Origin of the sequence: Fodinibius salsisoli (assembly GCF_026229185.1) — a bacterium.
Classification (GTDB): domain Bacteria; phylum Bacteroidota; class Rhodothermia; order Balneolales; family Balneolaceae; genus Fodinibius; species Fodinibius salsisoli.
The window spans coordinates 1-21,120 of record NZ_JAGGJA010000017.1; the positions used below are offsets into that span (position 1 = coordinate 1).

The window sequence follows — 21,120 nt, forward strand, 5'->3', positions numbered from 1 at the left end:
GAACAAACTTATCACCATTAGTTGTGCCATCTGGAACAGTGGGGAATTTTATGACCCGGATCATACCTCCCGGTTTGACCGGGAGAAAAAAGTGGCCTAAGACTTGATAAAGTCATAGCATTCCCTCAAGGGAAGATTAAGAAACTATCCCTCCTTGAGGAGGGTGCCTAAATTCTGTGGTTTTGCAGAGTTTGGGCGGAGGTGTTAGTTGTTTGAATTCGTTCTGGCATCTATCAAAATTTCCAGGATTTGCTGGGCAGCCAGCGAAATAACGGTACCGGGACCAAAGATGCCCAGCACACCTTTTTGATAAAGAAATTCATAATCCTGTTGTGGAACTACGCCGCCTACAATGACCATGATATCCGGTCGCCCGAGCTTTTCAAGCTCTTCAATGACTTTAGGGACGAGTGTTTTATGACTCCCGGCCAGACTGGAGACCCCCAGGATATGCACATCATTTTCAACGGCCTGGCGAGCGGCTTCTTCCGGCGTCTGGAACAGCGGGCCGATGTCCACATCAAAGCCAAGATCAGCAAAGCTGGTGGAGATGACTTTGGCCCCGCGATCATGACCATCCTGACCCATTTTAGCGACCATGATCCGGGGGCGCCGTCCTTCCAGTTCCGCAAATCGATCGGCCAATTTCTGGGCTTTCTTAAAATTTTGATCGTCATCTATTTCTGAAGAATACACGCCGGATATTGATCTTACGGTTGCTTTATATCGTCCAAAAACTTGTTCCATGGCGTCGGAAATTTCACCCAACGATGCTCGTTTTCGGGTGGCCTCCACAGCCGCCTCCAGCAGGTTGCCATCGCCGGATTCGGCTACCTTGCTAATGCGTTGAAGGGCAGTCCGGACTTCCTGCTCATTACGTTCATTACGCAGTTGTTGCAGTCGTTCAATCTGCGTTTTTCGAACTTTCTCATTGTCTACTTCAAGAATGTCAATCGGCTCTTCTTTGTCAAGCTGATATTTATTAACGCCTACAATGGTATCTTTGCCTGAATCGATGCGTGCCTGTTTTTTGGCTGCGGCTTCTTCAATGCGCATCTTGGGCAGGCCTGTTTCAATCGCTTTGGCCATGCCGCCCAACTCTTCAACCTCCTGGATAAGCTCCCAGGCACGTCGAGCAATGCGATCGGTCAGGTACTCTACATAATAGGAGCCGGCCCAGGGATCCACGGCGTGGGTAATGCCGGTTTCTTCCTGCAGGTAGATTTGTGTATTGCGTGCGATGCGGGCCGTAGCATCGGTGGGCAAGGCAATGGCTTCATCCAGCGCATTGGTATGCAGCGATTGAGTGTGGCCCAGTGCAGCAGCCATCGCCTCGATAGTCGTACGGCTAACATTGTTATAGGGATCCTGTTTGGTAAGACTCCAGCCAGAGGTTTGGCAGTGAGTACGCAGCGACATGGATTTAGGGTTCTGTGGATTAAACTGCTTGACCAGCTTGGCCCAGAGCAATCGTCCGGCGCGCATTTTGGCAATTTCCATAAAGTGATTCATCCCAATGCCCCAGAAAAAAGAGATGCGCGGGGCAAAATCGTCCACGTCCAATCCCGCCTCAATGCCGGTACGCAGGTATTCGAGTCCATCGGCCAGGGTGTAGGCCAGCTCCAGGTCGCAGGTAGCACCCGCCTCCTGCATGTGATAACCGCTCACGCTGATGGAGTTAAACTTGGGCATATGCTCGGAGGTATACTCGAAAATATCTCCGATAATGCGCATGGACGGTTTGGGCGGATAGATATAGGTGTTGCGCACCATAAATTCTTTGAGGATATCGTTCTGGATGGTGCCGCTCAGCTGCTTTTTAGAGACGCCCTGTTCTTCCGCCGTAACAATATAAAACGCCATAATAGGAATGACGGCGCCGTTCATGGTCATTGACACCGACATTTGGTCCAGCGGAATCTGGTCGAATAGTACTTTCATATCCAGTATAGAGTCGATAGCTACGCCCGCTTTACCCACATCACCGGTCACGCGTGGATGGTCAGAGTCGTAGCCACGGTGTGTGGCCAGGTCAAAGGCAACGGAAAGCCCTTTTTGTCCCTGTGCCAGGTTTCTTCGATAAAAAGCGTTGGATTCCTCCGCCGTCGAAAAGCCCGCATACTGTCGAATCGTCCACGGACGCAGGGCATACATGGTAGCATACGGTCCGCGAAGGAAGGGAGGAATACCGGCAGCATAGTCAAGATGGCCGAGCTCTTCAATATCCGAGGCATCAAAACGAGGCTGCACCGGAATTTGCTCTGGCGTTTGCCAAGGTTCGCCGTTCTTGCTACTGTTTTCGGAAGTAGTGGGCGGATCAAAATCTATTTCAGAAAAATTCGGTCTCATATTTCAATGAAAAATTGAGAGTGAAAAATTAAAAATGTTGGGTCTGCTCATAATTTTTCATTGACCATTTTTAATTATGTTAAGTTTCTGTTGTACCTCTTTCAATATTTCCAGAACGTTGCACCCGGAGTAGACAAATAGGTCGATCCCAGCCTGCTTGTAGGAGTCTACTTGTTCCTTTGGATATCCTGCCAATACCAAGAGGGGGCGATGGCTTGCTTGGTTGAGTTTGTGGCACAACTCCGGAACCAGCTGCTTGTATGCTTTGTCGGAGCTACAGAGGACCGCAACTTCTGGTTGTTCTCGTTCTATAGCCCGAATCGCTTCCGTTGTATCTTCAAATCCAATGGGATCTTCAATGTGGTAGCCAATGCATCCGAATAGATTATTGCTGAAACTGGATCGTGCTTTACGGATTTGTGGATCTCCGATGGGAAGGTTCAGCACGGTTGGCGTAGTATCATGTTGCTCCGTTGCCCGCCTGAGTGTTTCAAATGCCTGAGGTCCGCGGTATGGTTTCAGCAGCTGTATATCTGTTTTGGAGGCAGAGATATACTGAGGAATTACATCTCCCAAGGTAGCTCCATTAGCAAAACAATCACTTAATTCAGTGATAGAAAATGGATCTGTAATGTTAAATTCACGACCGGTAGTATTCAAGGCAATCCGCTTTTGGGCAGCAGCCTTACCCTTTTTGGGAGGCCGTTTGGTATTTGGATACTGATTGGTGCCCACAAAAACGCGATGGCGTGTGGCAATATCCTGATCTCGTTGCTGCCTAGACTGTTCGATGGCGGACTGCACAAAACCTTTTTCAATAGCCTCACGCATGCCGCCCTGTTCTTCTATATCCTGGAACAACTGCCAGGCTTCACGAGCTAAGCCATGGGTTATTTGTTCAATATAGTATGATCCGGCTGATGGATCCTGGACCTTGTGTAGGTAAGCCTCTTCGCGCATGATGGTCTGTGAGTTACGGGCCATGCGCAAGGAAAAATTATCAGGCTGCTGGAAGAGTTCGTCAAAAGGAAGAATAGTCAGCGCATCACAGCCTCCGATTACCGCTGACATGCCCTCCGTAGAAGTTCGGAGCATATTGGTATAGGGATCATACACCGTTTTGTTATACAGAGAAGTTGCCGCATGGATGTAAGCAGGTGTTTGTTCAGCATTTCCATGAAAAGCCTCCAACAAATTATCCCAGAGGAGTCGCAAAGCGCGAATTTTGGATATCTCCAGAAAATATTTAGAGCCAATGGCAACATTAAAGTGCAACATATCGGCTGCTTCTTCTACTGACAAGCCGTGTTCTGTTAAGGCTGCCAGATATCCTGTTGCAGAAGCCAGTGCAAAGGCCAACTCCTGAACGATGGTAGCACCACTATGATGATACAGCCGAGCATCAACACCAAGAGGGCGAATATTAGACAGATGTTGCTGGGTAAAAGAAGCTATTTCAGTAATGCTTTTTGATAGCTCATCTGATTTCAAGGCTTGTTTACTTTGCAACAGGTTTGCAATAGGATCATAGCAGATTGTTCCCGTAATATCGTCCGCTGATAGTGATTGCTGCCTGACCTCTTGCCATAACATGGCCAAGAGGCCGGGACTCAATATGCCTGCGTCAATGTGCAGGGGTGTTTGTTCAAGTGATATGCCTGTTGTTAGGGTTGAAAAATCAGCCTGGTTTTGGATAGGCAGTCCTGTGATACGGATTTCTTTTGTTGAATAACAGCTTGCTTTCACAGAAAGCTGTACCGCGTCGGCACCACTTTGTAAGGCTTCCCGGACAGCGGTATTGGCATCTGCAGCTGTAAGACCCGTAATGTGTGCGCGTGCTTCCCACGGATGATGTACGGTATTTATGATCGGCGTTGCAGTCTCCAGCTCTTGCAAATCTTCCTGACGGTAAAAGGGAAGGACAGAGAGGCCCTCTCCTGTATCCCAGCGAAGCTTTTTTTTATAATCAGCCCCATCTAAATCTTTTGTTATCCGGGCTTCCCATTCATCCGTAGCGACCGGTGGAAAGGCATCAAAGAAGGTGGTAGAATTACTCATAATCACAATCCTGGTTGTTTTGGAATATTCCAAGATAAAGAGCTTACCATAACTTTACTAATGGCTGAAGAGCGATGGAAGGGTAAATCGAATCCGGATATTTTATCTGTAATGCCTATATTTCTTTACCTAATTGTACTTCTAACCATGAAAAGACTGATCTTATGGCACAAGCTACTGCAACAGTACCCGCTTTAACCCAACTTACCGAAGATGAAAAGATGCTCCGCGATGCTGCAAGAGATTTTGCTGAAACCTATATTAAGCCAAAGGTTCAGGAAATGGATGAAGCAGCAAAATTGGACAAAGATCTGATTCAGCAGTTTTTTGACATGGGATTAATGGGCATTGAGATTCCCGAAACATACAGCGGGGGCGGGGGATCCTTTTTTATGTCTATTGTAGCTATTGAGCAGATCTCAAGGGTGGATGCCTCTACGGGTGTTTTTATGGATGTACAAAATACACTGGTTAATAATGCCTTTTTGAATTGGGCCAGTGATGATGTTAAGGAACGTTATTTGCCACAGCTGGCTACGGAAAAGGTGGGAGCGTACTGTCTGTCGGAGCCGGGGGCCGGAAGCGATGCCTTTTCTCTGAAGACCAAAGCCAAAGAGGATGGAGAGGACTATATTCTGAACGGTTCCAAAATGTGGATTACCAATGCCCATGAAGCCGATATTTTTCTTGTTTTTGCTAATGTTAACCCGGAAGCGGGATATAAAGGGATCACTGCTTTTATCGTAGAACGTGACTTTGAGGGCTTCTCCGTATCCAAAAAGGAAAATAAACTGGGTATCCGGGCTAGCTCTACCTGCGAGATTCTGCTAGAAGACTGTCGTGTGCCTAAAGAAAATGTGTTGGGCGAAGTGGGTAAAGGATACAAGGTAGCGATAGAGACACTCAATGAAGGACGGATTGGCATCGGGGCACAGATGGTGGGCGTTGCCCAGGGATCTCTGGATGCAGCACTGGATTATACACAGGAGCGAGAGCAGTTCGACCAGCCCATATCAGATTTTCAGGGGGTGCAGTTTCAGCTGGCAAAGATGGCAACCGATATCGAAACCGCCCGTCTGCTGGTTTATAATGCAGCACGCCTTAAAGAAAACGGAGAGACGTTTCTCAAAGAAGCCGCAATGGCTAAATATCATGCTTCCGAAGTTGCTGAGCGTGTCAGTTCAACAGCTGTAGACCTATTTGGCGGTTATGGCTATGTAAAAGAATATCCTGTAGAGAAGTATTACCGAGATGCCAAAATTGGAAAAATTTATGAAGGAACTTCCAATATGCAGCTGAATACAATTGCTAAATTGTTATTAAAATAAGGAAGGGATTGGTTTGAAGTTTAAACACTTATAAAATAGGTATTCAAGCTGATTAGGCAGATAATTTGGGAGCGATTCGAAAAAAAACTTATTTTAGGGAATGATTTGCTTTTCCTATTGTGTTGAAAGTGAGTGATTAGAGGGCATTGCCTTCTCACAAGTTCAGTAAAGTCCCAAAAATACAAATTACACCATTTTAAGCTATGTCATTGGATAACGTAGATAATCTCAAAGATCTTTGTAAAGATGAGGACTGTTTCAAAGAACTCAAAGAAATTATCGGCGAGATTGTTGATGAAAAAGATCAGAAGGCCACATGCCTGTCATTACTGGAGTCAGCTATAAGTAATGATTATGATTCTATCCTAATTACCGAGCTAAGCCTGGAGAAGCCCGGTCCTAAAATTGTATATGTAAATGACGGATTTTGCGAGATGACCGGATATTCCAAGGAAGAGGTTATTGGCAAGACTCCTCGTATTTTACAGGGACCTAAAACCGATCCCAAGGTGTTGGAAAAGCTAAAGAGCCGTCTAAAAAATGGACAATGTTTTTTTGGGCAGACTATTAATTACCGTAAAGATGGCAGCGAGTTTGTTAACCAGTGGGATATACATCCCATTACGGATAAGGAAGGAAATCCCACGCATTGGGTATCCTACCAGCACGATATTTCTGAACGCAAGCGTGTTGAGAAACAGCTGATAGATACCAAGATTGAGTTTGATGATCTGCGTGAAGAAGTACACTGTACGACTATTGACGTTAATCTGGAGGGAGTTATAATTTCAGCGAACCAAGCCTTTTGTGCACTCACCGGATATAAAAAAGAGGAGCTGCGGCAGAAAAAAGTTTGGGCCCTGTTTCCTGAAAAGTATGCACAATCATTGAAAAACCGATTTGAGCAGCCTGTTTCAGAGCAAACCCTTACCGGGCTGGATCTTAAGGGGGTGATAAAGCATAAATCCGGTGTCCCTATTCAGATAAAGGGCAAAACTCAATTGCTTAATTTACGGGATAAAAAGGTTGTGCGGGCCGAAATCCAGAATATCTCCCTGCAGAAAAAGATTGTAGATTCGTTGCAGAAATGTAAGAACGAGTTGGGCCAGAAGCTCGACATAGAGACGAGCTAACAGTAAGGGAGGGTTAAGTTTATTGTTCTTTAATTTGTGTTTCTACCTAAAGCTTCTATTTTGCCTTTAAATTAGGGATATAGAAAATAACCTAATACAGATTAGGGATTCTGTATTCAAATCATAGAAAACATAATGAAAGAGGATTATTATGGGAAGTATTTTACCTTTAATTATTCAATTAGTTAGCGGAGCGGTAGGAGGTAACATCGCGGGATCAGTGATGAAAGAATCATCATTGGGGACACTCGGCAATTCCATCGTAGGTATTCTAGGAGGCGGACTTGGCGGTCAAATTTTAGGGGCCCTCGGTATCGCTGCCAGTGGAGGAGACATGGACATCGGCAGCATCATAGCTGATATAGCCGGTGGAGGCGTAGGAGGCGGTGTCTTGATGGCCATTATTGGCGTTGTTCGCAAAGCAATGGCGAAGTAAGACGTAACCGCGTTTTATTATTAATAGTATCGTGGGATATATCTTCAGTTCGGCTTTTTAAATGTCGAATTTGACAGGTATATCCCTTCCATAGTTTATGGATGAGGGTAAGCAGTCCTTAAATTCTTTGTAATTATTCTTATTTTCCAGTGTACACAGCAATGATATTTTAGCATTTTACTTTTATGCCCGATATTTTGGACACACAGCAACAGATTATAAAGGAGTTTGAATCATTAAGCGACTGGACTGAGCGATATAAGCATATCATAAAACAGGGCCGTAACCTTGATCCACTGGATGAACAATATAAGGTGGATGAAAACCTGGTACGCGGATGCCAGTCGCAGGTATGGCTACATACCCGCCTTGAAGATGGGAAAGTTATTTTTGAGGCCGACAGCGATGCAGCAATTACGAAAGGGTTGGTTGCACTAATGGTCCGGTTTTATTCAGACCAAACGCCAAAGGATATTATTGCAACAAGTCCTACCTTTATTAAAAAAATAGGGATGCAAGAACATCTGTCGCCGACGAGATCCAATGGATTGGCTTCCATGGTTAAGCAGATGAAGATCTATGCAATGGCGTATCAATCCAAAATGGCTGAACAAGCGGCCGACAGCTAAAATATGGCTATTAAAAAAGCACCATTGATGTAAAAATGGTGCTTTTATTCTGTATTTCTACAGCCCATTAAACAGGTATCACCTCTTGGGCCTGAAGTCCTTTCTCTCCCTCAGCAACAGTAAATTCGACTTCTTGGCCTTCTTCTAATTTTTTATAGCCTTCCATCTCAATTTCACTGTAGTGAACGAAAATGTCTTCGCCTTCTTCTCGTGTGATGAATCCATAACCTTTGCCATTATGGAACCATTTTACCGTACCTACTTCGCGTTCTGCCATTGTTAATTCTCCAAAATATTTTACTTCTTGTGCTACTTTAATGTTCAAAAACGCCCTGCTAATGCAGTATAAAGCGCTTGAACACCTAAGTATAGTATATTTTTTTTGGATTACCTACTTTGAGTATTATTTAATTATGATTTTTGAAGTGTGGTTATTTTTTGACAATTCTTCCACAATTATCCACCCATACATTTTAGCCCCTTCATGTGGAATACAAAAATATTGATAAGTTCCCGGTAGGCTAAAGGTATGCTGATAGGTTTGGTCGGGATCCATCATACCGGAGTCAAATGAATCGGCGCCCTTTGGCAATGTGGCACTTCCCTTAATGGTGGCCTGCGAAGGATCACCGGTAACTGAATGTGCCAGCAATGAGGAATTCTTCCACTGCACGGTTTGCCCGTTTTTGATAATGACAGTATCTGGATTAAACTTCATGGTGTTTGTCATTTCTACGGTTGCTGCAATTTCGGTACTATCTATTTGCTGGGTGTTGATGGCAGATCCTGCATGATAATGAAGAGTGAATGCCAGTAATAGAAATGAAAGAACGAAAAGCAGGGAAATTATATAGGGATTATATTTCTGCATTTCCGATGAAACTTTAAATTTAACAGAAAATTTAATTCTCTCCCGCCTAAAGATGGAGATACTGGCGGGAGAGATTAGGGCTAATGATTACCTTCGGTCAGCATCGATTTCCAGATTCTCGAACATAACGTGCCAGAAAGGTAACTCCATACCATTAGGCAGTTTAAAACCTGTTTTAACATCCTCATGGACAAACTTCTGCTCTTTCATTTCCGGCCTCATAGGTGGTACCATAAGATGAAAGTGTTTACGGGTAGGGGTGACCTCATCGTCAAAGGCCAATTCATAGTCTTTTTTCCGTACATATTCGGTAAGCATACCGTGGACCAGTCGGGGTTTGTCGAGCACATCGCCATTCTTACGAATTTCGCCCATGCCCCAGAAGGCAAAATAGGTGTACATCGTGGGCATGAGAGCTGTGCCAATGCGGCTGGAGCCATGCATCACAGTATTAGTCACGACCCCTCCAAAAGTTGGATACTCCACTCCGTGAGCAGCCAGCATACCACAACAGCGGACCTCATACGTATTACCCTGTTTATCCTGCCAGCTGGCCATGAACTTTATCTCATCATTGGTTTTCCCAGCATCCGTTGCGGTAGCGTCCACGGCTTTGATATCTAGTTTGCCATTGCCCATAACAATATTTTTATCGCCAAAGGGAGACGGTTTTTCCATCTCCGTGTACTGACCGTTGTTTATGCCCCGTACTCCGGGAGGGAGCCCGTTGATACCGGGAGTGCCTGCCAATGCCCGAGGTACCTGGGGAGTGCCAAAAACATAAGGATCGAGTTTTCTCTTCGAAGGAAGAATAACGAAAACACCCCCACTTTTCTGCGTTATTTCTACCTCTAGTGGCCCTCCAAGTAATTCCTGGGGCGGAATATTCATATGAGCTTTCAGATATCCTTTGTAGGGGGCCATCTCTTGAAGCATTTTCATTTTTTGTGCTTCATCAGGATTTCCTTGTGCCTGGGCCGGCTGCGCCCAGCCTATAATTCCCAGTATAATAAGGAGAGATGTCATTATACCTGGAATGAATGTGTTCTTGATTTTATTCATAACTGTATCCTCCGTTTTGAGTTTGTTCTATATTTTTCATTTTTACTAAAATGTTACAATCTGATATCCATTGGTGATATAATTTCTAAGACTTGGATGCTGTTCATATTCATCCAGCAGCGTTACTCCGGAGCTTTTTACCTCCTTGAAAACTCCAAAAGCTTTTGAGCAGAACCGGCATGCGCCATGAATATTCTCTTTTACTGCATTATATAGTGGGTGGGCATCATGCTCGCTATCTTCCAGCTTGGGAATCCATTTTGTTCCTGCACCATCAAAAATAATCTTAACCTCGTCATTATGCTCGGTTAGTTCTTTGGCAAGCTCCAGGGCATTAACAACTCGTCCCAGAGACTCGTGGCTTTCAGTATCCGCTAATACAATAACTGCTACTTTATTCATAGTTGAGAAAAGTTTAGTAGAGGTTCCTCTTTACTCTAGTATGACCACACAACGACAAGGTTTCTTACCTAAAAGATAAGACGAGCTCTGAGATACGTGATTGGTTCTGGCTCTCTTTTATTATGCGGTCCTCAAAGATTAAGAAAGGGCAAAACAGGTAAGAAACTCCCGACTGAGATAGTCTCAAAAGAGAAGAACGCTAAATTGAGGAACAGGATTGGCCAACACGATTTTAACCATACAGGCAAAAAGATGGCATATACAAACAGAATCATAGTTGTTGCTCTGGTTACTCTCCTGGGTATTACGATGACGACTTCTGCTCAGAATTCAGATATAGATATAGACTGGTACGAGATGGAAGAAGCACAAAAATTAGCAAGGGCGAACGACAAAAAGGTGCTGGTCTTTGCAGAGGCGAGCTGGTGTACGATCTGTAAAAAGGTAAAAAGGGAAATTTTCCCCAATAAGGATATCCGGCAGACGATGTCAGCTTATTACTATCCGGTAAAAATAGATATAGAATCTGACGAATTGCTGCGCTTTAACGGAGAGGAGATGACCCAAGAGCAGTTCGGCCGGCAGATGAGGGTCACGGGCACTCCAACGTTTCTGTTTATTGATAAGGAAGGTTCGGTTATTGGGGCACAGCCTGGCTTTATACCCCGGGATGTATATAAATCCCTAATGATCTACGTTGGCACCGATGCCCATCACGAAATGGAGTTTGAGCAGTATCTGGATAATAATCAATAGGAGATATTGGTCAGAATAAAGGTAAAGGAATAAGCATTTACCGATACAAATTTCAGTAATTTGCATAAATTGTTGTATGGGGCGTAAGAATTTCCCGAGCTGTGTAATCTATCTAAGGTAGGGTTTATTTAAATATTAAAATTAAACAAGGAGACCTATGAATCGATTAAATGAATTTTCGGGAATAGCACATTGGTTGCCACGACTTTCTTTGGCAGCTATCTTTCTTTACCATGCTTTTCCAAAAGTTGTCATGACGGGAGCCGTATCCCAGATGATGGGTATGCCAGCCGCAATGGTTTTTATGCTGGGACTTGTCGAAATTGTCGGATCGCTATTTATCTTATGGGGAGGTTTTGGTCCGGATTGGGCCACGCGGGCAGGAGGAATTCTGTTTTCGATTGTGATGGTCGGGGCTATCTTTATGGTTCACTGGCAGCACGGATGGAACTCCATCAATATGGGAACGGGTAATGAGGGGCGTGGCATGGAATTCCAGGTCCTTATTTTGGCCGTCTCATTATTATTCGTGTTTAAGGGAAATGCCCTGAATACGGGAGTTAGTGGAGAGGTAGAAGGATAATGGCCTGTATTTTTTATACAGAATGAGAACAGAAGGGGGCTATGTTGCCCCCTTTTTAATTTGTAAATTTATTACTTAATACCCATCGTAAGAAAGTGTTCCAGCAAGGCATCAATAGGTACGTATAAATCCAGGGTGGAGGATAAATATGGATAGCCTGTTACATAGGATTGGATATAAACTGGCCCGTTATCTTTCCGAGACGGATAAGGATGTGGAACATGTTACAACCTGTTCCAGGGAAGCTCTTAAGGCAGCAATCAGGCCTGGAGATATTTTATTGATAGATGGCAATAGCAAAATCAGTATGGCCATTAAATATATTACACAATCCACTTGGTCTCATGCTGCACTATTTATTGGAAGGGCATCGGATATTATGGAAACTGATAATACCGAATCCTTGCTTATAGAGGCTGATGTAAAGGAGGGGGTGCGGACGGTATCTCTCGATCATTATTGTCATAAACATGTACGTATTTGTCGTCCTGTTGGCTTGTCATCGGCCGAGATTGATCAGGTTATCAATTTCATGGTTGACAAGGTTGGGTATACATATGATTTGAAAAATATATTTGACCTGGCCCGCTATTTAATTCAAACGCCACCGGTTGGGCCCAAGCACAGGCGTCGCTTGTTAGCTTTGGGAAGTGGAGATCCTACGAAAGCAATATGTACTTCCCTCATTGCCCAGGCATTCCAACTAGTAAACTATCCTATATTGCCATCCATAGAGATTGATGAGTCAAGTAGTAAGGCCGTCGTCGAATATCATAAAGAGATATTACACATTCGTCACCATAGTTTGTTTGCGCCTCGTGATTTCGATGTATCTCCATATTTTCAAATCATTAAGCCGACGATTGAAGCAGGATTCGACCCTCACAGTTTAAGTTGGGCAGAGCAACGAGAATAGAAGAGGGGCATGACCTGTTATTGCCTGCTACCGATGCTCAGGATTCGGATGGTCAAACCGGCAGCCTGCTTCCCATTCAGAACGCTGATTCCCGTGGGCAGGCATACCGCCGGCCTGGTCCATCATCAGGGCCATATGCATCAGGTTCCATGTCATAAAGGTGATATTTCGCTGGGTGAACTCATTATCGAAACCGACCGGTCCGTCCTTGCTCTCATCACCATAACTGGGACCCGGGCCGGCTTCGCCAATCCAGCCTGCATCGGCCTGGGGTGGAATCACAAATCCGAGGTGCTGCAGTCCATATAAAATGCTCATTGAGCAGTGTTTGATGCCATCTTCGTTGCCCGTAATAACACAGCCGCCCACCCGGCCATAATAGGCATACTGCCCTTTATCATTCAGGTTGCCGGAATAGCCATAAAGGCGTTCAATAACTTTGCTGCAAACCGAAGATTTTTCGCCCAGCCAGATCGGGGAACCAATAATCAGGATATTGGCATACATCACTTTTTCCTGGATTATCGGCCAGTCGTCGTTTTCAAAACCGTGTTCGGTCATATCCGGATAGACACCGGGGGCGATATCATAGTCCACCGGACGCAACATTTCGGTGGAAACATCATTTTTTTCCAGGATCGATTTCGATACATTGATCAGGGTTTCGGTATGAGATTTTTGGGGACTGGGCTTGAGCGTACAATTTAGGAACAAAGCCGTCAGACCGGAAAAATCCCATGTGCTTTCGTTGCAAAGTGTTTCCTGCTTGTTAGTGAGCATATTGAGTGGATTTGTTATTTGTGGTTCCTCTGTTGTAAGCGTATTTCCATTCAGTATTTATATCCTTGTACCTCTTGTTCATCTGTTTCTACGCCTAATCCCTGTACCATACGGTTAACAAAATTAAAATAGCTGATGACCAAAACGGCATCCAGTATAGCCCGATCCGAAAGACCTGTATTCTTGAGCGGTTTGATATCCTGTTCTTTATCTATTTCATCCGGATTTAATGTTAGTTTTTGAGCCAATTGGCAGAGGAGGGAATCTGTTTTGTCAAGGTCTGCCTGGTTATAATCCGTACGCAATTGTCGAACTCTCCCCCCTTCTTTCCAGTAATGATTCAACGCTTCTCCGTGGTGCCGCTGACAATATTCACACTCGTTGGTTGCCGAAACCACAACCGCCATCATTTCGCGCTGGGCCCGACTTAACGGCGATCTGCTGAACATGATGGACAAATACAGCTCCATATGGGCAACAATTGTTTCGGGGTGCAAGCTCTGCACTTTATGGATCCGGGCCAGCTTGCGCCGCTTTTTTTCAAGTTCTTCGTAAATCTTTTTTAAGGAGCCAGTTGCTTCTTCAGGCTCAATGATGTTGATATAGGCCATGACAGATTTATATAGGTAATAAGGCTATAGAACTTCTTCAATTCTGTTGTTGATTAGGAGGGGTATAAGCAATGTTTATCTTAATCCGCTCATGTAGTTGCCCCGCCACAGCTACTCCCCGCACCCGCCGTACATCCAAAGCAGTGCTGATTTATTTTAATCTCACGATTATTGAGCTTCAACTCATTCCATTCGCTGATATGCCGGGGGGCTTGCTCTTCTACGGGCATCTCCAGCATCTGATTAAAGTCACAGTCATATAAGGTGCCGTCCCACCCCACAGAAATCGTATTTCGGCACATCACTCCTTGAGCTGCAGCTGGATTGAAAGAAGTAATCAGCCGATCCATATATTCCTCCAGGTTGCCGGACTCCAGCAAAAAGTTAAGATATCGACTGATCGGGAGATTCGTGATCGTAAACAGGTTGTTAAACGTTATTCCGTGCTTACGCTTAAGCTGACGTTTGAAATCCTTTTCGAGGGATTCCTGTCCTCCGGGTAAAAAAGCACCTGCCGGATTATACACCAGGTTCAGCTCCAGGTCGCTTCCTTCCTTTCCGTAGCCGATGGCATTTAGTTTTTTCAACGCCTCCACCGACCGATCGTAGGTCCCTTCTCCCCGTTGTCGGTCGGTTCTGGATTTATTATAAAAGGGCAGCGAACAGGTCACTTCTACCCCGTGCTCAGCAAAAAATTTGGGCATCGCCTGGTATTTGGGGGCGGTCGTCAGAATCGTCAGGTTGGAGCGGACAATGATATGTTTCCCCAACGCAGAGACTTTTTCCACAAACCACCGAAAATGCGGATTCATCTCCGGGGCTCCGCCCGTTAGATCTACCGTTTCTGCCTTAGAGTTTCGTAGTGCTTCCAGGCATTGCTTGAACGTCTCTTTGCTCATAACCTCTGTGCGATCCGGTCCCGCATCAACATGGCAATGCTTGCACGTCATATTGCACATGTAGCCCACATTCATCTGGAAAATTTCAATCCCCGTAGGCTTTAATGGATAAAGGTTGATCTCTTCCAGTTTCTCACGAAATTTAGGCTGATTACGCAACGACTCAGAATGGTCATTCAGCACGTGAAGCTGATAGGCCGGGTCTGAAAGTTTATGGTGCTGTGTCTTCAGGGATTTGATCATGGTTTGGGAGTTGTGAGTTTTGAGTAATGAGCAGTGAGTTTTGAGTAATAAGTGGCGGATAATGGGATCTGTGGTCCTGTCCAGCTATCAGCACTCGATGAATTCTGGATTCTGAGTTCTGAATACTTACTCCCCATATCCTTCATCCTGCATTACATGCTTAAATCTTTGGTTTTATTCATCATCTGCACCCCGTGTACCAGTGAAGATCCCCCGCGTATAGCAGAGGCTACATGCACCGCCTCCATCATCTGTTCTTCACTGGCGCCCTTTTCGAGGCTATCGGTTGTATAAGCATCAATACAATAGGGGCACTGCACCGTATGCGATACCGCCAGGGCAATCAGTGCTTTTTCGCGGGCACTTAGGGCCCCTTCCTCAAATACGGCTCCATAATAGTCAAAAAACTTTTCCGCCAGTTCAGGACCAAACTCGCCGACATCTTCAAACTTTTTAAGATCTTCGGGCTTGTAATAGGTTTCTCTCATTTTATAGTGAATTATATTAGATTTTATAATGTAGGTTCTTTCATTTCTACTATTGGAATATTAATTCTATTGATAAATTTCCAAATCGGGGAAAAAGTCGCCCCATCCAAACCAATAGCCGGTATACGAAAGGGTGGGGGTAAGGCGCTCCCCTTGCCGAGGTCCTTCCACAGCATAGCCGAATATATCCCAACGATTGCCTTCTTGATCTTTCATTACAACAGGCAGACTATTTTGGACAGGCACAAAGGTAAATTGCGTGCCATCTTCCAACGTAGTTCTAAAAGAGGCAGCAAAATCATGGATCGCACTTCCTACAACGATGATCTCCCGTGGGCCGACTTGATCAGTTATAACCCTAATTTGGTCTCCAAAGCCGTTGATAGGATATGCTTTAGCAATAGTCCCATGCCCCGCGGGCGGCTGGGCAAGAACCCCGTGCACCCGGTCTTTGTTGGGGAGCCTATTGTCAGGGTTTTGGACCGGGAATAAAATATTGGAATTGCTGGTTGAATAATTTTTCCCATAAGCAAACCCTTCGTAGTTACGGCTAAATCCTGTTTCTCTGGTCAATACGTCCGATTGGGGATACATATGTTTCCAGGTTGCCCAGCTGGTTTCAATGAGGTCAATGGTTTCGATAGTTGTTCCCGATAAAACGCCTGCTACACTTCGCAGTTGCATCTGTGACCAGCGACTGTCACTATTACGATCGTAAGGAATAAGATTATTCCGAAATAGAAGCCCGGAGACTCCAAACTCTGTGACCGTTCCACCAACTGCCCGATTCCATCCTATAGCCGTGCCGGTTAATGGGCAGAAGGTAATGGCAACCGCCTCATCTCCAACCTGATCATTGACTATTTCGTGCCAATCCAGTATCTGATGGGGATACGCTTTGATACTGTTCCCAATTTTGATGCCAATGACTCTCCGATCATTGGGTATGTAATTAATTTCTGACGCAGGAGCGAATTTAGGGTTGTCAATAGAGGGAATACCATCTTTGCCGGGCCCGCCACTTACGACTTGTTCCTGAGGTATTAACCAGTCCAAACTGTTATTCGAGCCATTGGTCGTAGTAATATTATCATCACTACAGCTAGTTATAAGTAGAGGAAGGAAAAGAAACCCCAAAATACATTTTGATATTGTTCTCTCAGTTTCCATGATGTTACCATTTTAATTTAGAAGATAGTCTTGCTTCCGAAGTTGTAGAATACGGAAGCCGACAAGGTAAAAGCCGTAGTAGGCTGCGTTCCATTTAAATGTTGATAAACAGGTAATTGGCCGGAAAAGCGCAATGACAGCTGATCCGTAAGTCCGTAGCTGAAGGCTGGTTTAAAATTAATCCATTTACCGCCCGTATTGGGCAGTGGATTACCATTTCGTTGGTCGGAGGCTGTTGAACGATAACGTACCATCATGATATAGGAAAGGTCGCCAATAATTTTATTTGTCACACCCAAAGTCGAAACAACTTCATTACCAAAGCGATAAATATCGTTGCTCCCAAACCGGTTATCGGAACCCGTCAGCCTAAATGAATTGTACCAAAAAAGATTGATCGTGGTGGCCGGTGCAAACGTCTTTGAAAAATAGGACCATGCAATCCCGTCCCAAGCCCCCGTTCCCGGTTGCATGTCGGCATTTAGCGCCAACCCACCCTGAGTAATATCACTTGCGCCGAAGGGTACTTTGACGCCGCCCCCTATGGCCAGCTGATATTGTTTCCGGATGGTATTTTGATGCAGTACGTACTTGAGCATAAACAGCCCGTCACCAATACCGCGAGTTGTTAACGTTTCCTCAGCACCTGAGGTTTGGAGGCCGGTTCTCCTGAATTTTTGGACATAGGTAACAGTTCCGGAAAAAGTTAACCGTCTTGTTATACCATAATTAAGTTCCAATAGTGTGGACTGCGTATTCCGTGCGGTGGATAGATTATTTAATTGCGAGCTGCCACTGTAGAGATTGGAAATATCATTGTATTGGTAGGTTACACCCAGCAAAAGATTGCCTTTGGCAGCGGAGCTTATACTTTGAGAACTAATCAGGGGAGCGCCGGCGCAACTGCAGGTTTGGGCTTGTATTTCCATTGCACCCATTAGCAGGGCAAGTAAACCGAAAAATAGTATTTCCTTAATAGATGTCTTCATGATCTGAAACTGCCGTACAAATATGCAAGGCTTGCTTAGCATTAAAAAGAATACTGATCAATCATGTTTTACCTTTATTTGTCTCTAGGGGTATATGATTTTGGGAACTTTGGGCCCCCGACCAAAAAAATCGGCCCAGGCAAACCAGTAGGCGTTATAGGAGCTTACCCGGGGCAACTTTTGACCTTCCCGTGATCCGCTAACAGCTTCTCCGAATACGTTCCATTTAGTACCTTCCTCATCTTGCAGTATTACTGGAAATTCATTGTGGACAGCCTGCAAGTTCAGGCGGGTTCCATCCTCAAGTATAGGTGAATAAGAAACCGCTAGCTTATGCTTTAAGCTGCCAGCTACTATTATTTCCTTACCATTGATGTACATAGTTAGTAAATCGATCTGCTGAGAAAATCCTTCCATAGGAATGACATGAAGGGATGAATTATATGAGACCCCATGGCCATAATCTTTTCGTTCCATTCGGTCATCTTCATCTTCAATTGGGAATAAAATATTCTCATTATTGTTTGCATAGTTCCCATAGGCAGGAACCTCATAAGTGCTTTCAAAACCTGCCATGCCCGATAGTACCTTCGAATTTGGAAAAGCAGCTTGCCAGGAAGACCATTTCATTTCAATCAGTTGATATGACCGGACATATGTTCCCTTAAACTCACCATAAATGCTTTGAAGCATCATCTGACTCCAGTAGCTGTTTGTGGTTCTATCGTAAGCAATGAGATTATTCTTATGGATAAGGCCTGAAACGCCAAATGTGGTTGTTTCTCCTCCCATTTTCCTATTCCATGCTATGCCAGACCCAGTTAAGGGACAATAACTTATGGCTATTGGGATATCGCCAATCCTGTCATTGACAATTTCATGATAATCTAAGATGCGATGCGGATAGGCCTTGACTTGATCGCCAATTTTGATGCCCAAAACTAGATCATCAGCACGAAGGAAGTTTACTTCAGAAGTTTTTACAAAACTCGGATCATCTATAGAAGGAATACCATCCCTACCTGTACCTACGTAAACTTGATCCGAAGGAATTAACCAGTCTGCGTCTTCTTCTGTATTGTTATTACTGTTTGTAGCCTGATTCCGTTGTATGGCAGAAGTGCAGGCTGAAAACAATAGAAGAATCGAGACATGAGCAAAAAGAATATTATTGAATCTACTGGCTTTCATAATTCTATCTGGCTAATATCAAGTTAATTAAACAGCTAAATTATTAGACTACAGATAGGTTACATTTCTTACCCGGTTATCTATGCAAATCTTTGGGTGGCTTTTAAAGCCTCCAGCAAAGCCTCATATTCTTCTCTGCAATCTCCACATCGTTTAAGATGGTCTTCAACCAACGGCATGGCTTCCTCGGGAGATTTTCCCTTCAGCTTCATCTCTGCGAATCTGTGAAGCTGTTCAAAACAGTCGTCACATCCAATCTCATCGGGACGAGAATTGGATGCCATTCGAATAAAATTCTTTATAAAATTATTTGTGATCTTCATACGCTTAAATTACTATATTTCTCTATTTTGACAACGAAAGGTGGTCCAATCTTACTTATTATTAAATAATTGCTCTGGATCGATGCCCTCTAATTCAAGTTGGTTCTTAATTTTTAAGCGAGCATCATGAACCAGTTTGTAAAGCGCGTTACGATTCGTATTCATTTGTTTAGCAACGACAGAAATCGAATGTCCTTCAATCATTAGGGATCTTATAGCATGGCGCTGTTTATCTGTTAGTTCATTGTTGATGATATCGATGACTTTTTTAAGGACGAGTTGTTCATGGGTTGCTTCATCGGGGGCGGGTACATCGGTTGCAAAGGTAAGAGAGCTTAACTCATTTCTTCCGGCATTACCGGGATATTTAAAATCTTCAATATATGAGTCGTCATATTTCTTACGGCGCAATTCAGTAAGACCTTCTCGTACGGCAATTTTCATGGCCCAGGTCATAAACTTGCTTTCTCCGCGGAAGGTGTCAATATTATCCAGGATTTTCAGCAGGGCATCCTGGGCAACATCTTCTACAAACTGATCCAGCTCAAAATCAACGTATTTGTATAGTGCCGGTTTTAGGCCTTTGACAAGATTTTGACGAAGTTTTGTAACAGCCTGTTCATCAACCGGATCAGATAATCCTTGCACCCAATCTTTATTGCTTTTGTAAGATTTAGCCTTTTCGCTACGTCTTTTAAACCAGTTAAGCACGTTGAAAATGGTTAGAGATTTATTAGAAGATAGATTATATAGATAGGAAGAGAAATGTATGCATTCAAGTTAGAATATTTAATTTTTATACCGGTATTGTTGTGTGGATGTATGATATCAGGGGCCGCGGCCCAGAAGAATGTGCAAGAGTGGAAGACGAATACCGATAAAAAGATAATAAATTTGGGAGAGTTGAAGGCCGGTGGCCCGCCCAAAGATGGCATCCCTTCTATTGATAATCCGAAATTTGTTTCTCAGCCGGAAGCAGCTGAGTGGCTGAAGGGCCGGGAACCTGTTATTGCTCTTGAGGTAAACGGAAGGGCCCGCGCCTATCCGCTGCAGATACTTATCTGGCACGAAATTGTAAGTGACCGTATGGGTGGTAAGCCCGTGTTGGTTACTTTTTGTCCGCTCTGTTACTCGGCCATCGTGTTTGAGCGTACGGTAGAAGGAAAGACGCTGGAATTCGGAGTATCGGGATTCCTGCGTCATTCTGATTTGGTCATGTTCGACCGGAAGACCGAAACACTTTGGCAGCAGTTTACGGGCAAGGCTATTGTTGGAGACTATGTGGGAACGACGTTAAAACAATTGCCCAGCCAAATTATCTCATTCGAACAATTTCGTACCTCTTATCCCGACGGAGAGGTGCTCTCGCGCCAAACGGGCTATTCCCGGCGTTACGGAACCAATCCCTATACCGGCTATGATGATATCAATAACACTCCGTTGTTTAGTTCCGGTGGTGAGGATGCCCGATTACCCCCTATGGAGAAAGTGGTCGGCGTTAAAATAGGAGACAAGACGAAAACTTACCCTTACTCCGTTACGAAAAAACAGCATGTGATTAATGATGAGTTAGAGGATACAGCGATCGTAGTCTTCCATCTGGAGGGAGCCCGCTCGGCACTGGATGCCCGCCAGATCTCCGACTCCAGAGAAGATGGCTCGACCGGGGTGTTTCGGCGCAAGGTGGGAGAACGGGTGCTGACCTTTGAATATCGTTCCTCCAAGACCATTACAGACAAGCAAACCGGCTCCACATGGAATGTTACGGGTAAAGCGGTTGCAGGAAAGCTGAAGGGCAAACATTTACAGCCAGTTACTGCGGGAGACTATTTTGCCTTTGCCTGGCTGGTATTCTGGCCGGATACGGAGATTTACGGGAGTAAAGAATGAGCTTAAAAAACAT

General features: G+C 44.5%; 23 protein-coding genes. 8 read left to right on the forward strand and 15 right to left on the reverse strand.

From position 1 onward, the window contains the following. Positions 1 to 204: 204 nt before the first annotated feature. Both scpA and J6I44_RS17970 read right to left on the reverse strand, forming a co-directional pair. Complete coding sequence (scpA, locus tag J6I44_RS17965) at positions 205 to 2,349, reverse strand: methylmalonyl-CoA mutase (RefSeq protein WP_265767574.1); 2,145 nt, start codon at positions 2,347 to 2,349, stop codon at positions 205 to 207. 57 nt (positions 2,350 to 2,406) lie between these two features. After that, positions 2,407 to 4,407 carry a methylmalonyl-CoA mutase family protein gene (locus tag J6I44_RS17970; protein ID WP_265767575.1) on the reverse strand — a complete coding sequence of 667 codons (2,001 nt, stop codon included), beginning with the start codon at positions 4,405 to 4,407 and terminating at the stop codon, positions 2,407 to 2,409. Positions 4,408 to 4,571: 164 nt separating this feature from the next. On the opposite strand from J6I44_RS17970, the gene J6I44_RS17975 reads away from it, so the two are divergent. The 4 genes from J6I44_RS17975 to J6I44_RS17990 all read left to right on the forward strand — a co-directional run bounded on the left by J6I44_RS17975 (position 4,572) and on the right by J6I44_RS17990 (position 7,933). After that, positions 4,572 to 5,735: an acyl-CoA dehydrogenase gene (locus J6I44_RS17975; RefSeq protein WP_265767576.1), complete on the forward strand. Its 1,164-nt coding sequence runs from the start codon at positions 4,572 to 4,574 to the stop codon at positions 5,733 to 5,735. A gap of 203 nt (positions 5,736 to 5,938) precedes the next feature. Continuing rightward, positions 5,939 to 6,868: a PAS domain-containing protein gene (locus tag J6I44_RS17980; protein WP_265767577.1), complete on the forward strand. Its 930-nt coding sequence runs from the start codon at positions 5,939 to 5,941 to the stop codon at positions 6,866 to 6,868. A gap of 151 nt (positions 6,869 to 7,019) precedes the next feature. Continuing rightward, positions 7,020 to 7,304, forward strand: a complete 285-nt coding sequence (locus J6I44_RS17985) for a hypothetical protein (protein ID WP_265767578.1) — start codon at positions 7,020 to 7,022, stop codon at positions 7,302 to 7,304. 185 nt (positions 7,305 to 7,489) lie between these two features. Next, positions 7,490 to 7,933 (forward strand): SufE family protein, encoded by a 444-nt coding sequence (locus tag J6I44_RS17990; RefSeq protein WP_265767579.1) that lies wholly within the window; start codon positions 7,490 to 7,492, stop codon positions 7,931 to 7,933. 67 nt (positions 7,934 to 8,000) lie between these two features. Here J6I44_RS17990 and J6I44_RS17995 read toward each other — a convergent pair whose 3' ends face one another. From J6I44_RS17995 to J6I44_RS18010, 4 genes are all read right to left on the reverse strand, one after another. Beyond that, complete coding sequence (locus J6I44_RS17995; RefSeq protein ID WP_073059899.1) at positions 8,001 to 8,210, reverse strand: cold-shock protein; 210 nt, start codon at positions 8,208 to 8,210, stop codon at positions 8,001 to 8,003. A gap of 126 nt (positions 8,211 to 8,336) precedes the next feature. After that, positions 8,337 to 8,804, reverse strand: coding sequence for a cupredoxin domain-containing protein (locus tag J6I44_RS18000; RefSeq protein WP_265767580.1), 468 nt, complete (start codon positions 8,802 to 8,804; stop codon positions 8,337 to 8,339). An 87-nt stretch (positions 8,805 to 8,891) separates the two neighbouring features. After that, entirely contained in the window at positions 8,892 to 9,866 is a 975-nt protein-coding gene (locus tag J6I44_RS18005) for a hypothetical protein (RefSeq protein ID WP_265767581.1), read from the reverse strand. Positions 9,867 to 9,911: 45 nt separating this feature from the next. Further along, entirely contained in the window at positions 9,912 to 10,268 is a 357-nt protein-coding gene (locus tag J6I44_RS18010; RefSeq protein WP_265767582.1) for a DsrE family protein, read from the reverse strand. A gap of 252 nt (positions 10,269 to 10,520) precedes the next feature. Between J6I44_RS18010 and J6I44_RS18015 the strand changes: the two genes are divergently transcribed. From J6I44_RS18015 to J6I44_RS18025, 3 genes are all read left to right on the forward strand, one after another. Further along, complete coding sequence (locus J6I44_RS18015; protein ID WP_265767583.1) at positions 10,521 to 11,024, forward strand: thioredoxin family protein; 504 nt, start codon at positions 10,521 to 10,523, stop codon at positions 11,022 to 11,024. A gap of 157 nt (positions 11,025 to 11,181) precedes the next feature. Then, positions 11,182 to 11,607 carry a DoxX family protein gene (locus J6I44_RS18020; RefSeq protein WP_265767584.1) on the forward strand — a complete coding sequence of 142 codons (426 nt, stop codon included), beginning with the start codon at positions 11,182 to 11,184 and terminating at the stop codon, positions 11,605 to 11,607. Positions 11,608 to 11,755: 148 nt separating this feature from the next. After that, positions 11,756 to 12,523 carry a YiiX/YebB-like N1pC/P60 family cysteine hydrolase gene (locus J6I44_RS18025; RefSeq protein WP_265767585.1) on the forward strand — a complete coding sequence of 256 codons (768 nt, stop codon included), beginning with the start codon at positions 11,756 to 11,758 and terminating at the stop codon, positions 12,521 to 12,523. A 27-nt stretch (positions 12,524 to 12,550) separates the two neighbouring features. On the opposite strand, the gene J6I44_RS18030 is transcribed toward J6I44_RS18025, so the two are convergent. From J6I44_RS18030 to J6I44_RS18070, 9 genes are all read right to left on the reverse strand, one after another. Continuing rightward, positions 12,551 to 13,303 (reverse strand): flavodoxin family protein, encoded by a 753-nt coding sequence (locus J6I44_RS18030; RefSeq protein WP_265767586.1) that lies wholly within the window; start codon positions 13,301 to 13,303, stop codon positions 12,551 to 12,553. 50 nt (positions 13,304 to 13,353) lie between these two features. After that, complete coding sequence (locus tag J6I44_RS18035) at positions 13,354 to 13,914, reverse strand: peroxidase-related enzyme (RefSeq protein ID WP_265767587.1); 561 nt, start codon at positions 13,912 to 13,914, stop codon at positions 13,354 to 13,356. A gap of 89 nt (positions 13,915 to 14,003) precedes the next feature. Beyond that, a complete protein-coding gene (arsS, locus tag J6I44_RS18040; protein ID WP_434084240.1) occupies positions 14,004 to 15,053 on the reverse strand; it encodes an arsenosugar biosynthesis radical SAM (seleno)protein ArsS in 1,050 nt (349 codons plus the stop codon). Positions 15,054 to 15,208: 155 nt separating this feature from the next. Then, positions 15,209 to 15,544, reverse strand: a complete 336-nt coding sequence (locus J6I44_RS18045; RefSeq protein ID WP_265767558.1) for an arsenosugar biosynthesis-associated peroxidase-like protein — start codon at positions 15,542 to 15,544, stop codon at positions 15,209 to 15,211. A 66-nt stretch (positions 15,545 to 15,610) separates the two neighbouring features. Continuing rightward, on the reverse strand, positions 15,611 to 16,600 hold the full coding sequence (locus J6I44_RS18050) for a DUF3179 domain-containing protein (RefSeq protein WP_265767589.1): 990 nt from the start codon (positions 16,598 to 16,600) through the stop codon (positions 15,611 to 15,613). 131 nt (positions 16,601 to 16,731) lie between these two features. Continuing rightward, complete coding sequence (locus J6I44_RS18055; RefSeq protein WP_265767590.1) at positions 16,732 to 17,703, reverse strand: hypothetical protein; 972 nt, start codon at positions 17,701 to 17,703, stop codon at positions 16,732 to 16,734. Between the two features lie 84 nt (positions 17,704 to 17,787). Continuing rightward, positions 17,788 to 18,894, reverse strand: coding sequence for a DUF3179 domain-containing protein (locus J6I44_RS18060; protein WP_265767591.1), 1,107 nt, complete (start codon positions 18,892 to 18,894; stop codon positions 17,788 to 17,790). An 80-nt stretch (positions 18,895 to 18,974) separates the two neighbouring features. Next, complete coding sequence (locus tag J6I44_RS18065; protein ID WP_265767592.1) at positions 18,975 to 19,178, reverse strand: anti-sigma factor; 204 nt, start codon at positions 19,176 to 19,178, stop codon at positions 18,975 to 18,977. Between the two features lie 90 nt (positions 19,179 to 19,268). Then, a complete protein-coding gene (locus J6I44_RS18070) occupies positions 19,269 to 19,865 on the reverse strand; it encodes an RNA polymerase sigma factor (RefSeq protein ID WP_265767593.1) in 597 nt (198 codons plus the stop codon). A gap of 174 nt (positions 19,866 to 20,039) precedes the next feature. On the opposite strand from J6I44_RS18070, the gene J6I44_RS18075 reads away from it, so the two are divergent. After that, the gene (locus J6I44_RS18075; RefSeq protein WP_265767594.1) at positions 20,040 to 21,107 is read left to right on the forward strand and encodes a DUF3179 domain-containing protein; all 1,068 of its coding nucleotides are present in this window, start codon (positions 20,040 to 20,042) and stop codon (positions 21,105 to 21,107) included. Positions 21,108 to 21,120 lie beyond the last annotated feature (13 nt).

Coding starts and splice junctions, on each gene's coding strand:
- scpA (WP_265767574.1), bottom strand. CDS start 2,349: ATGAGACCGAATTTTTCTGAAATAGATTTTGATCCGCCCACTACTTCC.
- J6I44_RS17970 (WP_265767575.1), bottom strand. CDS start 4,407: ATGAGTAATTCTACCACCTTCTTTGATGCCTTTCCACCGGTCGCTACG.
- J6I44_RS17975 (WP_265767576.1), top strand. CDS start 4,572: ATGGCACAAGCTACTGCAACAGTACCCGCTTTAACCCAACTTACCGAA.
- J6I44_RS17980 (WP_265767577.1), top strand. CDS start 5,939: ATGTCATTGGATAACGTAGATAATCTCAAAGATCTTTGTAAAGATGAG.
- J6I44_RS17985 (WP_265767578.1), top strand. CDS start 7,020: ATGGGAAGTATTTTACCTTTAATTATTCAATTAGTTAGCGGAGCGGTA.
- J6I44_RS17990 (WP_265767579.1), top strand. CDS start 7,490: ATGCCCGATATTTTGGACACACAGCAACAGATTATAAAGGAGTTTGAA.
- J6I44_RS17995 (WP_073059899.1), bottom strand. CDS start 8,210: ATGGCAGAACGCGAAGTAGGTACGGTAAAATGGTTCCATAATGGCAAA.
- J6I44_RS18000 (WP_265767580.1), bottom strand. CDS start 8,804: ATGCAGAAATATAATCCCTATATAATTTCCCTGCTTTTCGTTCTTTCA.
- J6I44_RS18005 (WP_265767581.1), bottom strand. CDS start 9,866: ATGAATAAAATCAAGAACACATTCATTCCAGGTATAATGACATCTCTC.
- J6I44_RS18010 (WP_265767582.1), bottom strand. CDS start 10,268: ATGAATAAAGTAGCAGTTATTGTATTAGCGGATACTGAAAGCCACGAG.
- J6I44_RS18015 (WP_265767583.1), top strand. CDS start 10,521: ATGGCATATACAAACAGAATCATAGTTGTTGCTCTGGTTACTCTCCTG.
- J6I44_RS18020 (WP_265767584.1), top strand. CDS start 11,182: ATGAATCGATTAAATGAATTTTCGGGAATAGCACATTGGTTGCCACGA.
- J6I44_RS18025 (WP_265767585.1), top strand. CDS start 11,756: ATGGATAGCCTGTTACATAGGATTGGATATAAACTGGCCCGTTATCTT.
- J6I44_RS18030 (WP_265767586.1), bottom strand. CDS start 13,303: ATGCTCACTAACAAGCAGGAAACACTTTGCAACGAAAGCACATGGGAT.
- J6I44_RS18035 (WP_265767587.1), bottom strand. CDS start 13,914: ATGGCCTATATCAACATCATTGAGCCTGAAGAAGCAACTGGCTCCTTA.
- J6I44_RS18045 (WP_265767558.1), bottom strand. CDS start 15,544: ATGAGAGAAACCTATTACAAGCCCGAAGATCTTAAAAAGTTTGAAGAT.
- J6I44_RS18055 (WP_265767590.1), bottom strand. CDS start 17,703: ATGAAGACATCTATTAAGGAAATACTATTTTTCGGTTTACTTGCCCTG.
- J6I44_RS18060 (WP_265767591.1), bottom strand. CDS start 18,894: ATGAAAGCCAGTAGATTCAATAATATTCTTTTTGCTCATGTCTCGATT.
- J6I44_RS18065 (WP_265767592.1), bottom strand. CDS start 19,178: ATGGCATCCAATTCTCGTCCCGATGAGATTGGATGTGACGACTGTTTT.
- J6I44_RS18075 (WP_265767594.1), top strand. CDS start 20,040: ATGATATCAGGGGCCGCGGCCCAGAAGAATGTGCAAGAGTGGAAGACG.